Origin of the sequence: Pseudomonas sp. KBN10P06128 (assembly GCF_037574945.1) — a bacterium.
Lineage (GTDB): Bacteria > Pseudomonadota > Gammaproteobacteria > Pseudomonadales > Pseudomonadaceae > Pseudomonas > Pseudomonas aeruginosa.
Genome location: NZ_JBBELR010000001.1, coordinates 2,823,231 through 2,837,236 on the forward strand (window position 1 = coordinate 2,823,231; position 14,006 = coordinate 2,837,236).

Below are 14,006 nucleotides of genomic sequence, written 5' to 3' on the forward strand. Positions count from 1 at the left end.
CCCCGGCGCGGGGCATTCGCATTCTGTTACAGGTCGGCGCGCGGTTTGGCGCGCCAGGCCACTGCCGGGGGACTAACCTGGGTCGAGAATCCGGGGCCTGAGCCCGTCTCCATCGCATCGGAGCAATAACAATAATGACCGCCGATCCCATCCTGACCCTGTTCCTCCCCATCGCCCTGGGCATCATCATGCTCGGTCTCGGACTGTCCCTGACCCCGGCCGACTTCCTCCGCGTGGTGCGCTACCCGAAGCCGGTGCTGGTCGGCCTGGTGTGCCAGATCGTCCTGCTGCCCATGGCCTGTTTCCTGATCGTCCAGGGCTTCGCCCTCGAGGCGGCCCTGGCGGTCGGCATGATGTTGCTGGCGGCCTCGCCCGGCGGCACCACCGCCAACCTCTACAGCCACCTGGCGCATGGCGACGTGGCACTGAACATCACCCTGACCGCGGTGAACTCGGTGATCGCCATCCTCACCATGCCGCTGATCGTCAATCTGTCGCTGCAATACTTCATGGGCGACGGGCAGGCGATTCCCCTGCAGTTCGGCAAGGTCATGCAGGTGTTCGTCATCGTCCTCGGCCCGGTGGCCATCGGCATGCTGGTGCGCAACCGCCTGCCGGCCGTGGCGGATCGGCTGCAGAAGCCGGTGAAGATCCTTTCCGCGCTGCTGTTGCTGGTGATCATCCTGCTGGCGCTGGCCAAGGACTGGCAGACCTTCGTCACCTACGCGCCGGTGGTCGGGCTGGCCGCGCTGGCCTTCAACCTGCTGAGCCTGGCGGTGGGCTACTGGGTACCGCGCCTGCTGCGCCTGCCGAAGGCCCAGGCGGTGGCCATCGGCATGGAGATCGGCATCCACAACGGCACCCTGGCGATCGCCCTGGCGCTGAGTCCGAGCCTGCTGAACAACAGCACCATGGCGATTCCGCCGGCGATCTACGGAGTGTTGATGTTCTTCACCGCGGCGGCCTTCGGCTGGTGGGTCAGCCGTGGCCACCAGGCCGCGCCGGCGCCCGTGACGGCGCCGGACTGAGGTCGGTCAGCCGCGCCGCCAGTTGAGCACGAACTGAGTCAGCAGGCCGGCCACCAGGCCCCAGAACGCCGAGCCGATGGACAGCAGGGTGAAGCCGGAGGCGGTGACCATGAAGGTCACCAGCGCGGCCTCGCGCTGGCGCTCGTCGGCCATCGAGTTGGCCAGGCCGTTCATGATCGAGCCGAGCAGGGCGATAGCGGCGATGGACAGCACCAGTGCCTTGGGGAACGCCGCGAACAACGCTGCCAGGGTGGCGCCGAAGGTTCCCGCGACGCAGTTGAAGAAGCCGCACCAGAGCGCCGCGGTATAGCGCTTGTGCGGGTCCTCGTGGGCCGAGGGACCGGTGCAGATCGCCGCGCTGATCGCCGCCAGGTTGATCCCGTGGGAGCCGAACGGCGCCAGCAGGATCGAGGCGATGCCGGTGCTCGAGATCAGCGGCGAGGCCGGCACCTGGTAGCCGTCGGCGCGCAGCACGGCGATGCCGGGCATGTTCTGCGACGCCATGGCGACGATGAACAACGGGATGCCGATGCTGATGGTGGCGGCCAGGGAGAAGCTCGGCGTGGTCCACTCCGGTACCGCCAGTTCCAGGCGGAACCTGCTGAAGTCCAGTTGGCCCAGTATCCCGGCCAGCAGCACCCCCACCAGTAGCGCAGCGAACACCGCATAGCGCGGCGAGAAGCGTTTGCACAGCAGATAGCTGAAGAACATCGCCAGCACCAGCAGGGTCTGTTGCTCGGCGGCGTTGCAGATCTCGATGCCGATGCGGAACAGCACCCCGGCCAGCAGCGCCGAGGCCAGCGAGGAGGGAACCTGGCGCATCAGGCGTTCGAAGCTGCCGGTGACGCCGCACAGGGTGATCAGGAGGGCGCAGACGATGAAGGCGCCGATCGCCTCGCTGTACGGCACTCCGGGCAGGCTGCTGATCAGCAGCGCCGCGCCGGGGGTGGACCAGGCGATCACGATCGGCACCCGGTAGCGCAGGGTCAGGCCGATGGTCGCCAGGCCCATGCCGATCGACAGGGCCCAGATCCACGAGGAAATCTGCGCGCTGCTGAGACCGGCGTTCTGCCCGGCCTGGAACATCAGTACCAGCGAGCTGGTGTAGCCGGTGAGCATGGCGACGAAGCCGGCCACCACGGCGGCGGGAGAGGAGTCGGCGAACGGACGCAGACGAGGCTGGGGCTGGGTGGTTTCGGTCATGCCGGGTACTTCCATGGAGTGTGCGGGACGACCGGGCACGGCGGTGGGCGGAGCCACGGGGCAGGTTGCGCGAGGCGCGGAGTGCCGATCATCTTTTTCTGTTTTGCGCAGCCTAAACAGCCGGCCAGGGGCTGTCCCGGTACAGCCGCGGACATAGTTGGCCATACAGTCGCAGCTGCCGGAAGCTGGCGGAGCTGGTAACTTCCCGGCATTTGCCGAGGAGCTTCGCCATGGATGCAAACCCCTACGCCACGCCGCGTGTCGAATTGGTCGAGCAGGGCATACCGGATGCTTTCCGCCGGCGCTGGACGCCCGCGCAACTGCGCATCCTCGCCTGGCTCTGCCTGGCCTCGATAGCCGGCGGCGTGGTGCTGATGGTGCTCAGCCTGCTGGAGGCATTCGGCGATGGCGCCGCGTTCGGGGTCTACGCCGACTGGCTGGGCCTGCTCCTCAGCCTGCTCGGCGCCTACCTGCTGCTGCGGCTCAAGCACCTGGTCGAGTCGCGCTTTCGCGGCCCCTCGCTGGCCTGGCCGGTATGGTTGTCGATTCTCCTGACCCTGCTGGGCGAGGGCTGGAGCCTGCTGGCGGTTACCGACGATGCGCTGCAGGGTTGGAACTGGCAGGCGCTGGTGTACTTCGCGCTGCTTGCGCTGATCGGCGCTACCACCCTCTGGCTGGGCCTGCGTCTGCTCAAGCAGGAAAACCTCTATCCGTCGCTGCGGATCATGGCCTGGCTGGACATCGCCGGCGGCGCGATGCTGGCTTCGGTGCTGTTGCTGGTGCTGGCGGTACTGCCGCTGCTGGCCGCCACCCTGGCCATGGCGCTGGCCTGCTGGCGCGCGGCGCGGGAGCTGGAGCGGGGCTAGCGGGCAGCCGGTCGGCTTGCCGAGCGTCCAGGCGCCAGGCCCATGGGCGTCAGTCGGCGGCCTCCGTCGCCGCTTCGCCGCGGCTGCCTGCATGCGCCCGAGCCAGGGTGCGATTGACCGCCAGCCAGCCGGAGACCGCTTCGCCGCCGGCTTCCTCGAAGCAGCGTTGGAGCAGCCGCGACTGCTCGCGACGCAGCGCCTTTTCCAACCGCACGCCCTCGGCGGTGAGGCCGAGGAGGCGTTTGCGCTTGTCGTCGTCGGCGGTGGCGCTGCCGATCAGGTTCATCTCCAGCAACTGGCGCAGCGGGATGTTCAGCGCCTGCTTGGTCACGCCGAGCAGGGCCAGCAGTTCCTTCACGCTGAGGCCCGGATAGCGGGCGATGAAGAACAGCACGCGGTGGTGCACGCGACCCAGGCCGCGGCGGGCGAGCATCTCGTCAGGCTTGGTGGTGAAGGCCTGGTACGCGAAGAAGAAGGCTTCCATCATGGCCTGCTGCTGGACGGCGTGGTTTTTCAGGTCAGGCATATTGACGCTTCCGGGTGCGGCATCGTAGTTTCGGTCAAGCAGTTTGACTCATTTTTCCCCGCCTACGCTACCGGTGATCCCATGGCCTTCTCTGAACGCATCTCCCGCCTGAAAAGCTCCTTGATCCGCGAAATCCTTGCCGCGGCGCAGCGTCCGGAGGTGATGTCGTTCGCCGGCGGGCTGCCGGCCGAGCCGATGCTGCCGAAGGTGCAGTGGGAGCAGATGCCGGCCTCCATGGGCCAGTACGGCATGAGCGAAGGCGAGCCTGCCCTGCGCGAAGCCATCGCCGCCGAAGCGCGTGCCCTCGGCGTCCCCTGCGAGGCGAGCCAGGTGCTGATCGTCAGCGGTTCGCAGCAGACCCTCGACCTGGCCAGCAAGCTGTTCATCGATCCGGGCACCGAGGTGCTGCTCGAGGCGCCGACCTACCTCGCCGCGCTACAGGCCTTCCAATTGTTCGGCGCCGATTGCGTGACCGTGCCGCTGGGTGCCGAGGGCCCCGACCTGGTTGCCCTGCGGCAGCGCCTGGAGCGACACAAGCCGGCCTTCGCCTACCTGATCCCGACTTTCCAGAATCCGTCCGGCGTGCGCTACAGCGAGGAACGCCGCGACGCGGTGGCGGCGCTGCTCGACGAATTCGGCGTGACCCTGATCGAAGACGAACCCTATCGCGAACTGGTGTTCGACGAGGGCCGCGCAACCCCGCTGGTCAGCCGCCTGCGCAAGTCCAGCTGGATCTATACCGGCACGGTGTCGAAGACCCTGCTGCCGGGCCTGCGCGTCGGTTTCCTGATCGCCACCCCGGACCTGTTCCCGCACCTGCTGCGGCTGAAACAGTCGGCCGACCTGCATACCAACCGGGTAGGGCAGTGGCAGGCGCTGCAATGGTTCGGCAGCGAGGCCTACCGCCAGCACCTGGCCGAGCTGCGCGAGTTCTACCGGGTCCGCCGCGACGCCATGCAGGAGGCCCTGCTGGAGCACTTCGGCGAGCTGGCCGAATGGAATATCCCGGAGGGCGGGCTGTTCTTCTGGCTGACCCTCAGGCAGCCGCTGGATACCCGCACCCTGCTCCAGCCGGCGCTGGCCGCCGATGTCGCATTCATGCCCGGCGAACCTTTCTTCGCCGAGCCGGAGCAGAACCTCGGGCGTCTGCGGCTGAACTTCAGCCACGTCGCCCCGGAGCGCCTGCACGAAGGCCTGCGGCGCCTGGCCAAGGTCGTCCGCGACGCCCAGGCCGCCGAAGCGGCCTGAACCCTCATCGGCGCTCCTCCGAGGGCGCCGGCCATTCGATCCGAGGAGCGACACGATGTACAAGGTCTACGGTGATTACCGTTCGGGCAACTGCTACAAGATCAAGCTGGCCATGTCGCTGCTCGGCATCGACTACCAGTGGGTTCCGGTGGACATTCTCAAGGGCGAGACCCAGACCCCGGAGTTCCTGGCGAAGAACCCCAACGGCAAGATACCGGTGCTGGAGCTGGAGGACGGCAGTTGCCTGTGGGAGTCCAACGCCATCCTCAACTTCCTCGCCGACGGCAGCACCCTGTTGCCCAGCGAACCGCGCCTGCGCACCCAGGTGCTGCAATGGCAATTCTTCGAGCAATACAGCCATGAGCCCTATGTGGCCGTGGCGCGCTTCATCAAGCTCTACCTCGGCCTCCCGGAAGCCCGCCGCGCCGAGTTCGAAGAGAAGAAGATCGGCGGCTACAAGGCCCTCGACGTCATGGAGAAACAGCTGTCGCGCACGCCATTCCTGGTCGGCGAACAGTTCTCCATCGCCGATATCACCCTCTACGCCTACACCCATGTCGCCCATGAAGGCGGCTTCGACCTGACGGCCTACCCGGCGATCCGCGCGTGGATCAAGCGAGTGGGGGAGGTGCCGGGGTATGTGGGGATGCTGGATTGAGGGGAGCTTCGATCAGCGGTTGGCGAGGCAGTGATTTCTGTCATGAGCGGGAATTTCGGGTAGAGCGAAATTTCCACTCATTGGGCAAGATGCGTGAACTTCCTGAGCCAGGGAAAATTCCCGGCAGTGTTGGGCCAGGTCATGAGTAAGTGTGCGTTATCTCAGCTGGATTCATACTTGCTCATGGTGCTTTGCTAGCGTTTCGTCGGAGCGATCCTGGTTCGCTGGCATCCTCCAGCTTTTCTGTTTATTCGAGAAAAGAACATGTCAACTTTCCGATGTATGATTCCCATGGATAGGGGGGTTCATTTGCTTCTGTCTTTTGGTTTTTTATATAACCTTCCCTAAGGCTGATTTTCAGTTATTCGGATATTAATATCTCAACAACTATTCTTGAATAGTCGATGTCTCCATTTGGCTTGGGCTTTTTTAGTGGGTCGAAAGCATATTTTATGGTGATTTTTTTTCCTGCTTCGTAATGCTTTCTGTCGGTATTCTTGTTTGTGTAAGTGCCCTCCGTGCAGAGGGTTTTGTTTTCTGTTTCTATATCTATCGTGTTGAAATCTTCGGTGTTGTCTTGCCCCGTTAAATATACTTTCTTTATGGTTCCGGAAATTTCTTTTTGTGGAATTGATCCGTTTTCAAGATTGTCCCACCATTCCTTTGAGCCCAGTAGTCCATAAGTCCCTTTAAGGCCAGCTTTAGGCTTCGTTGTATTCAAAGTGAGTTCATGGGCTTTTCGAATGTACTCGGGGTCTTCTTTGATACGCTGTTTGAAGTTGTAAATGGTTTTCATGAGGTTTCTCTAGTCTATTACTTCGAAGTCTATTAGGTTCTTGTTGAAAATCTCTAGGGCTTTTCCATCCCCAAGGCCAGTGTTGATAACGCCGCCTCCTTCATTTATCGTTGGCTTTTTTAGTGCTTCGAGTTTGAATAGTGCATTGTTCTGTTTCCAGCCCTTTCGGGCGGGAGGGAGATCTGGAAGCAATAGGCCGGTTCCGGAATTTGCAGTTACTCCAATTTTAGACAGCTCATTCATGGTGCCTGGACTGGCTGTAAGTCTTACTATTTCCCATCATACTCTTGGGAGTAGGATTGTAGCGGGGAGATGAAGGTCTCACTCGTCGGAGGTACTTCAAAGTTGTTCCTCAGTATCTCAAGGTGCTGCTCGCTTAGTGTTCGGTAGTAAATCTCGTTTCCCTGCGCATCCAGCTCTACGATTGGTCCTGCCGGCTTTTTGCTGCCGGATGTGGAGTTAATCCCTTTGCGGGGATTATTGTCTAATGCTTCGGGACAGCGAGTTTTATTTGAGGCCAGCCCCAACGGGTCCACCCACCCCGTCGGATTCGGCACGTACCGGTAGCTGTTCAACCCACCTGCCAGCCTGATCGGATCAGGGGTCAGGTAGCGTCCCGTGCTTGGATTGTAGTAGCGATGGCGGTTGTAGTGCAGCCCGGTCTCGGCGTCGAAATACTGGCCCTGGAAGCGCAGTGGGTTATCCACTTCGGCGATGTCCAGCTTGAGCACATTGCCGTAAGCCCGGTAGCGCGCCGACCAGCAGAGGCGGCCATCGGCGCGGGTCAGTTCCTGCGGGGTACCGAGGTGGTCGAGTTGGTAGTAGCAGGGTTCGACCTGTTCCGGGCCTTCGCCGTCGAGCAGGGCCAGCGGGCGGAAGCTGTCGGGTTCGTAGAGATAGGTGCGGTAGTGCCGGTCGCCGCTCTCGGCGAGCAGGCGTTCGCCGAGCCAGAGGAACTCGGTATTGCGCCCGTCGACCTGCTTGGCAATGCGTCGGCCGAAGGCGTCGTAGCGGTAGACGACCTGGCGCCCGTCCGGTAGGCTAACGCCGATCAGGCGGTGTTGGCAGTCGTAGCTGTATTCGGTGACCAGCTTCTGCCCGGTGCCGCGGCGTTCGCGAACGAGATTGCCGTGGGCGTCGTAGTCGAAATGCCGGTCGCCCTGCGTCAGCAGGCGATTTCCGCGAACCTCCATCTGTCGCGCGTCGAATTGCCCGCCCTGGGCGAGCAGGTTGCCGGCCGGGTCGTGCACGAAGCTTTCCGGGGTTTCACCGCGTACGCCGAGCAGGCGGTCCAGCGGGTCGTAGTGGAAGCTGCGAATGCCCTTGCGGCTGTCCTCGATGGCGGCCAGGTTGCCGCTAGCGTCATAGCGGTACTGGCGCTGGTAGAGATGGCGCTGCCGCTGACTGACCTGGTGGGCCAGCAGGCGGCCCTGCTCATCGTAGTGGTATTGGCTGAGCAGTTCGCCCTGCTGGCGCTGGCGTTCGCGACCGCTACCGAACTGGTGCCGGGTCAGGGACTGGCCGTTGAGATCGATTGCCGAGAGGGTGCCGCCGGTCTGGTAGCGGTAGTCGACGCGGTTGCCGTCGGGCAGTCGGCAGTGGATCAACTGGCCGAGGGCGTCGTAGGCGTAGTGAAGGGTGGCCCAGCCCTGGTGCTCGCGGGACCAGGCGGTCCCGTAGGTCGTATTCGTAGGCCAGCGGCCAGGTGCCGTCGTCGACGGCGACCAGGCGTCCGAGCGTATCGTAGCGGTAGTCGACCCGATTGCCGTCGGGCAGTGTCTTCGCCAGCAGGCGCCCGGTACTGTCGCGCTGGTAGGTGGTGCGCAGTTCGCTGCCGTCGTCGCCGTACTCGGTTTTCTCCAGAAGCTGGCCTTTGAGGTCGTAGCGATAGGCGGTGCGGCGGCCGTCGAAGCCGGTTTCCTGGCTGATCAGGCCGTTGCCGTGGTAATCGAGGCGATAGCGTTCGCCGCGTTCGTTCTCGATCTCGCTGAGCAGTAGCCGGGCGTTTTCGTAGCGGTAGCGCAGCTGACTGCCGTCCGGGTTGATCCGCCGGCTGACCAGGTGCAGGTCGTCAAGATATTCGTAGCGGGTCATCCGGCCCTGTTCGTCGCACTCGCTGGTGACCTTGCCGTAAGCGTTGTAGCGGTACATGCGGCTGGCGCCACCGGGCAGGGTGATCTGGCTCAGGCGGCCTGCTGCATCCCACTGGAACCGGGTGATGGCGCCGCTTTCGTCCTGGCGGGTGATCTGTCTACCCAGTGTGTCGTAGCGATAGCGGCGCACGCTACCGTCCGGAAGCTGTTCTTCTATCAACTGGCCGAGCGGATTCCAGGTCAACTGGTGCAGGCTGTCGTCGGCATGGGTGATTTCCACCAGGCAGCCGCGGTGGTCGTAGGCGTAGTGGGTGACGTTGCCTTCGGGATCGGTCTGGCGGGTGATGTCGCCCTGAGCGTTGCGCTCGTACTTCCACTGCGCCTCGCCGCGGCGCACGCTGCGCACGAAGCCGTCGAAGTAGCTATAGCAGGTTGGCTCGCCTTCGGCCGGGAGCAGTGCCTCCAAGCGTCCGGCCTGGTCGTAGCGGTACTCGGTGATCGTTCCCAACGGATCGCGTTCGGCGACCAGTTGGCCCTTCTCGTCGTAGTGCCTGAGGGTTTCGCCTCCGTCGGGATCGACCTGGCGTACCAGGCGCGCGTTGTCGTCGTGGACATAGACTTCCTCGCTGCCGTCGGCGTTGATCGCGGTAACGCTGCCGTCTTCGTTCCAGACGTAGCGCGAGTCCATCTGCGGGAAGCTGGCCCAGTGATGGACCGCGCGGGCCTGCTTGCCTTCGCCTTCCCATTCCCAGAAGAACGAGGCGCCGCCGGCCAACTGGCGCTCGAGGATGACATTGCGCGCGTCGTAGCGATAGCGTTCGGCCTCGTAGAGTGCGTTTCCGGCTTCGATCAACTGGCCACGTTCGTTGCAGCGGTAGCGGGCGAGTACCTGGGTGGTGTGCCAGCAGGCCTCCAGGTTATCGGCGGGCTGGTACACCTGGTACTCGACGCGCTCGATGTGCCTGCCCTGGTAGCACAGCAGTAGCGCGCGCCCGGCCTTGTGGCTGAGGCGGCGCGGCCGGCCGAGGCGGTCGCGACTCAGTTCCAGGCGGTTGCCGTAGGCGTCGCTGATGGCGATCAGGTAAGCGCCGTCCGGGTCTTTGCGGAAGTGGTAGAAGCGCGGCTTTTCGCCGGCCTGGGCAAGGATCAGTTCGGATGGGTCGCCGCCGAGGTAGATGGCGGCGCGCGACAGTCGGTTGGTGATCGCCGGGCGCTGGGCGTCAGGGATCGGGAAGCGGGTCCGGCGGTTCTCGTGATCGGTCCATACCAGCTCGTCGCCGTCGCGATCGAGGCGATGGGAGAGTGCATGGCTCCAGCCGAAGCCCAGACCATTGTCGATTTCCGCCGCGCTGGTGCGGTACAGGCGCGTCCAGGCGAAACGCAGCGGACCGTCCAGCTCGCAGTCGGTCAGGGTCAGCAGCTCCTCGCCGGTGACCATCGAAACGGGACAGTCCTTGACGCAGGTCTGGGCGGCCTGGTCGGCGGGTTTGCCGGCGGGCGTCCTGCCGGGTGCGGAGGCATCGGGCGTCGCCTGACTGCTGGAGAGCGAGGTGTTCGCGCGCTTTCCTCGGCTCAGCGGCAGGGTGTCGGGCTCGGTGCGGGCGATGCCTTGGGCGGTGCTCTGGATCTGTGCGGTGATCTTGTTGGAGCTGTTGGCCATCACTTCACCGCGGACGGCCAGAGGTTTCAGCTTTTCCGCGTGCAACTGGAGGGAATGCCGACAGCTGGTATCGATCAGCACCTGCATGGCTTTGCGCAGCAGCATCGCACCTTCGGAGGCCTTGATCGCTTTCGAGCCCTTGACGGCCAGGCGAACGGCGAGACCGGCTCCGCCGGTCAGGATGATGCCGAGCAGAATATCGAGGAGCAGGCCGGTGGAGAGTTCCGCGACCATTTCCGCGGCAGTCGTGGGCGGCAGCAACTGGGTCCAGCACACGATGGCGCTGGCATAGATGAACAGAAGCGGTTCGTCGCTGGCGATCAGCAAGGCGGTACCGAGGAGTTCCTTGGCCTGAGCCTTGAGCTTTTCGAAATCCGCTTCGTTGATGAACTCAAGGAGTTTCGCCGCGTGCTCGTCGAGGTTCGCGAGGATGCCGAACAGCTCGACCACATCATCCCAGAGATTGACCAGCGCTTTGCCCATGCCGTCCAGATAGGCGTCGGTTATCTGCTCCATCCGCCTACGGTCGCCAACCGGCGCGAGCCTTTTCCATTCGGCGGAAAGCGGGCCGTTCCATTGCTCCAGAAGCCATTCGTTCAGCTTGGCGATTACGTCGTCGTAGGAGCGGTAGAGCGCGTCGATCTCCTGGATGCTTACCTCTGGGTAGAACTTGACCTGGTACAGCGTATTGGGAGCGCAGCCGCTTATGCTCGCCATCCCATCTGCATCCAGTACGCCCTTGAACTGCGGTGTCCTGCTGCCTATCCGAGTGATTTCGTAAGGCGTGTTGCCGATGGGCACGAAACTGGTCGATTCGAAAGTATGCAGCAGTTTCAGTTGACCGTTGACCGGACATGAGGCGACGTCTTCGAGGATGTTGGCGTCCTTGTCGGCTTTCAGCCTGGTCAACTCGTTGCCGTTCCCATCGGAAAGGGCGATGGTCTGCTGGACGTCGAGTGCCCAGCCCCAGAGCCAACTGTTCGCATATTCCTCATAGCGGTTGAGCACCCCGGAGCTGAATTCGCCGATCAACTGGCTGGCATCCGGCTGCTTCGCGTTCACTCCGCGCAGCATGAACATGGCGTAGAACGACGAGATCATGGGGTCAGGTCCTTTTCCAACTGGTTCAACAACAGGCCGCCGATCTCATCCATGGCGACGGCTTTCGCGATGAGGCGTCTGGCGCGCAATTGCAGGCTTCGCTCGGGATAGGCGAAGTACAGATCTGCGTGGTTCTCGCGCAGCCACTGCAGCAGGTTGTCGATAGCGGTAGTCGGGTCGTCGGCATGCAGCGTGTCGACCAGTGCCCGCGGAACCTCCCACCAGGGGTAGGGACGGGCGGCATGGAGATGGCCCTGGCCGGTTTCGAGTGCTTTGCCATTGATCAGGTAACGGCCGAACATCGGCAGTACTTCGTGCGCTTTCTCGCCGAGGTGGGCGAGTATCGGTAGCAGGTGACGGCCGTCCCAGAAACGGAAGAACACTTCGCTGCCATCCGGCATGCGTACCTGGGTGAGGCTGCGTAGGTGCTCTAGGATTGCGTCTGTCGACCAGGTGGAAACTGCCAGCCAACCCCAGTCGCGAGACTTTTCGCTGGCAGCCCAATCGAGGAATACGCTGCTGGGGGACAGCTTCGCGAGGTAGGGCATCACCGGTTGCCAGTCGGCATATGGCGTACCGTTCCAGAGAGGGAGCGGTGGGGGTGGGCTGTCTTCCCGGTAGTAGGCTTGCAGGGGCGCGGCATCGCTGGCGCTGCCGAAGACCGCGTACAGGCATTCGCCTGCCTGCAGCGGATGTCGGGCCAGCCAGGTTCGCGGGGAGAGGGCGTCAGAGGTCACAGGCACCGTCCTTGCACTTCTCGCACTCTTCGCAGAAGGGCGCGTTGCGCTTCAGGGTATTGATCTGGGCCGGGGTGAGGAGGGCGCCGGCCTTGTCGCTGTCGGCCTGCCGCAGCGGCCCCGGCAACAGCGGCGCCGCGCCGCTGCCGCTGCCCGGGCTGCCGCCGGAGTTGACCCGGACGTTGGCCCCGGAGAGGGTCACGCCGCTGGCGTCGAGCTTGAGGAAGCTGCCGCCGCCCTTGAGGGTCAGTTCGGCGCCGGCCTCCAGCACCACCTTCAGGCCGCTGCTCAGGTGGATCTCCTGCCCGGCCTCGACGAACTGGCCGCTGGCGATCTTCAGGTGCTGGTCGTTGGCTACGGTGAGGTGGTCGCTGGCGCGGACCTCCACCTTGCGCTCGGCGTGGGTGGTGCGGTGTTCCTCGGCCTTGAACTCGCTGTAGCTGTTCGCCTCCACGGTGTCGTGGCGTTGGTGACCGACGCGGATCTTCTGGTCGTGCTCGATGTTTTCGTCCCAGTCGCGCTGGGCATGGACGAAGATCTGCTCCTGGCCCTTGCGGTCCTCGATGCGCAGCTCGTTGTAGCCACCGCCGCCAGGACTGCTGAGGCTCTTGAAGACGCTGCGGGTCTTGTGCGCCGGCAGTTCGTAGGGCACCGGATGTTCCCTGTGGAACAGGCAGCCGGTGACCAGCGGCTGGTCGGGATCGCCTTCGAGGAAGGTCACCAGCACCTCCATGCCGACCCGCGGGATGGCGATGGCGCCGTAGTTCTTTCCCGCCCAGCCGGAGGCAACGCGTAACCAGCAACTGCTGCTGTCGTCGGCCTGGCCCTCGCGATCCCAGTGGAATTGCACCTTCACCCGACCGTAGCGGTCGCAGTGGATTTCCTCGCCCTTCGGGCCGGTCACCACCGCGCTCTGCGTGCCGAGGATGCGCGACTTTGGCGGCGTCGGCGGGGGACGGAAGAACGCCTCCCAGGGCGTGGCCTGGAAGCGGTTGCGGTAACCCTGCCGGAAGTCGTCCGGGCTCGCCGAGGTGTCGGAGACGATGCTTTCTTCCAGCACCTGCGGCTGCCGCCCCTCGTGAATCACCTCGGTGAGCAGCCAGAGGTCGTTCCAGCCCGCCTGGGGATGGGCGGCCAGCGGCAGGAAGTGGCCGCTGAGCAGCAACGGTTGGTCGCTGCGGCCCTCGGCCAGGCGGTAGTCGCTGCGCTGCCGTTCGAGGGCACGCCTGGCCAGGTGCTTGCCGCGCTCGCGGTCGACGAAGCGACCGGGATAGTCGTAGTCCTCGAGGTCCGGCCGGGCTTCGCCGCGGGCGGCGCTTTCCAGCGTCAGGCGCGGTTTCTCGAAGTCGTAGTCGCGGCGGGTGACGCGGCTGGTGCGGGTTTCCAGGCGTACGCCGAAGCGCTTGACCGCCGGGCGGTCGGCGACCAGGCCGGAGTCCTGCTGGTAGGCCACCGGCGCGAGCCGCGGGAACACCGTCTGGTCGTCGCCGAACACCAGCAGGTGCGCCGTGGCGCTGTGCTGGAAATGAAAGTGGATGCCCTCCTCGCAGCACAGGCGCTGGACGAACTGCAGGTCGCTCTCGTCGTACTGCACGCAGTATTCGCGCTCGGGGTAGCGGGTGCCGAGCTGGAAGCGGTAGGCGTCGGGGAGGATGCCGTGTTCCTCCAGCACCCGGCCGACGATCTGCGGCACCGTGAGGTGCTGGAAGATGCGCTGGTTGGTGCGTTGGGCGAGGTAGGCCAGTTGCGGGACGAGGGTGATGCGGTAGCGGGTCAGGCGCTTGCCCGAGTCGCCCTGTCCGGCGCTGCGCACCAGGCCGTGGATACCGTTGCCGGCGGGCCCGAGGGTAAGGAAGGCGGGTTTGTGCAGCAGGCTTTCGAGGTCCGGCACGGGGCGTTCGCCGACCAGCTCCAGGTCGAAGGCGAACGGCTGGCTGATGGCTTCGCGGCCGCTGAAGGAGAGCACCTGCAGGTCGAGGGCGAGGCCGTCGATGGCGAGGCTGAAGTGGGTCTGGTTGGCTGCTGCGAACATCCGTTGTCCCTCACTGGCGCAGGCGACCGATTCGATTGTCCTGCCTGGCGCGGGCGAG

The 14,006-nt window shown here is 64.3% G+C and carries 9 protein-coding genes and 1 pseudogene; 4 read left to right on the forward strand and 6 right to left on the reverse strand.

The window, feature by feature from the left end; all coding sequences use genetic code 11:
- The first annotated feature begins 134 nt into the window (after positions 1–134).
- Positions 135–1,028, forward strand: coding sequence for a bile acid:sodium symporter family protein (locus VQ065_RS13440; RefSeq protein WP_003087569.1), 894 nt, complete (start codon positions 135–137; stop codon positions 1,026–1,028).
- A gap of 6 nt (positions 1,029–1,034) precedes the next feature.
- Here the strand turns inward: VQ065_RS13440 and VQ065_RS13445 are convergent, their stop codons facing one another.
- Positions 1,035–2,231 carry a benzoate/H(+) symporter BenE family transporter gene (locus VQ065_RS13445; protein ID WP_003087572.1) on the reverse strand — a complete coding sequence of 399 codons (1,197 nt, stop codon included), beginning with the start codon at positions 2,229–2,231 and terminating at the stop codon, positions 1,035–1,037.
- A 230-nt stretch (positions 2,232–2,461) separates the two neighbouring features.
- Between VQ065_RS13445 and VQ065_RS13450 the strand changes: the two genes are divergently transcribed.
- Entirely contained in the window at positions 2,462–3,097 is a 636-nt protein-coding gene (locus VQ065_RS13450) for a hypothetical protein (protein ID WP_003087573.1), read from the forward strand.
- 49 nt (positions 3,098–3,146) lie between these two features.
- Here the strand turns inward: VQ065_RS13450 and VQ065_RS13455 are convergent, their stop codons facing one another.
- Positions 3,147–3,623 (reverse strand): MarR family winged helix-turn-helix transcriptional regulator, encoded by a 477-nt coding sequence (locus VQ065_RS13455; protein WP_003097819.1) that lies wholly within the window; start codon positions 3,621–3,623, stop codon positions 3,147–3,149.
- Positions 3,624–3,704: 81 nt separating this feature from the next.
- Between VQ065_RS13455 and VQ065_RS13460 the strand changes: the two genes are divergently transcribed.
- Positions 3,705–4,871 (forward strand): aminotransferase-like domain-containing protein, encoded by a 1,167-nt coding sequence (locus VQ065_RS13460; protein ID WP_003097818.1) that lies wholly within the window; start codon positions 3,705–3,707, stop codon positions 4,869–4,871.
- A 55-nt stretch (positions 4,872–4,926) separates the two neighbouring features.
- Positions 4,927–5,529, forward strand: a complete 603-nt coding sequence (locus VQ065_RS13465; protein ID WP_003087575.1) for a glutathione S-transferase family protein — start codon at positions 4,927–4,929, stop codon at positions 5,527–5,529.
- 361 nt (positions 5,530–5,890) lie between these two features.
- On the opposite strand, the gene VQ065_RS13470 is transcribed toward VQ065_RS13465, so the two are convergent.
- The 4 genes and pseudogenes from VQ065_RS13470 to VQ065_RS13485 form a co-directional block, all read right to left on the reverse strand.
- Entirely contained in the window at positions 5,891–6,325 is a 435-nt protein-coding gene (locus VQ065_RS13470) for a hypothetical protein (protein WP_003087576.1), read from the reverse strand.
- 9 nt (positions 6,326–6,334) lie between these two features.
- Positions 6,335–11,179: pseudogene (locus tag VQ065_RS13475) on the reverse strand (RHS repeat-associated core domain-containing protein).
- The gene (locus VQ065_RS13480) at positions 11,176–11,916 is read right to left on the reverse strand and encodes a DUF4123 domain-containing protein (RefSeq protein ID WP_003087580.1); all 741 of its coding nucleotides are present in this window, start codon (positions 11,914–11,916) and stop codon (positions 11,176–11,178) included. Before VQ065_RS13480 ends, VQ065_RS13475 begins: the two are co-directional and overlap by 4 nt.
- Entirely contained in the window at positions 11,906–13,948 is a 2,043-nt protein-coding gene (locus VQ065_RS13485; protein WP_023100485.1) for a type VI secretion system Vgr family protein, read from the reverse strand. Before VQ065_RS13485 ends, VQ065_RS13480 begins: the two co-directional genes overlap by 11 nt.
- Positions 13,949–14,006 lie beyond the last annotated feature (58 nt).

Coding starts and splice junctions, on each gene's coding strand:
- VQ065_RS13455 (WP_003097819.1), bottom strand. CDS start 3,623: ATGCCTGACCTGAAAAACCACGCCGTCCAGCAGCAGGCCATGATGGAA.
- VQ065_RS13470 (WP_003087576.1), bottom strand. CDS start 6,325: ATGAAAACCATTTACAACTTCAAACAGCGTATCAAAGAAGACCCCGAG.
- VQ065_RS13460 (WP_003097818.1), top strand. CDS start 3,705: ATGGCCTTCTCTGAACGCATCTCCCGCCTGAAAAGCTCCTTGATCCGC.
- VQ065_RS13440 (WP_003087569.1), top strand. CDS start 135: ATGACCGCCGATCCCATCCTGACCCTGTTCCTCCCCATCGCCCTGGGC.
- VQ065_RS13445 (WP_003087572.1), bottom strand. CDS start 2,231: ATGACCGAAACCACCCAGCCCCAGCCTCGTCTGCGTCCGTTCGCCGAC.
- VQ065_RS13485 (WP_023100485.1), bottom strand. CDS start 13,948: ATGTTCGCAGCAGCCAACCAGACCCACTTCAGCCTCGCCATCGACGGC.
- VQ065_RS13465 (WP_003087575.1), top strand. CDS start 4,927: ATGTACAAGGTCTACGGTGATTACCGTTCGGGCAACTGCTACAAGATC.
- VQ065_RS13450 (WP_003087573.1), top strand. CDS start 2,462: ATGGATGCAAACCCCTACGCCACGCCGCGTGTCGAATTGGTCGAGCAG.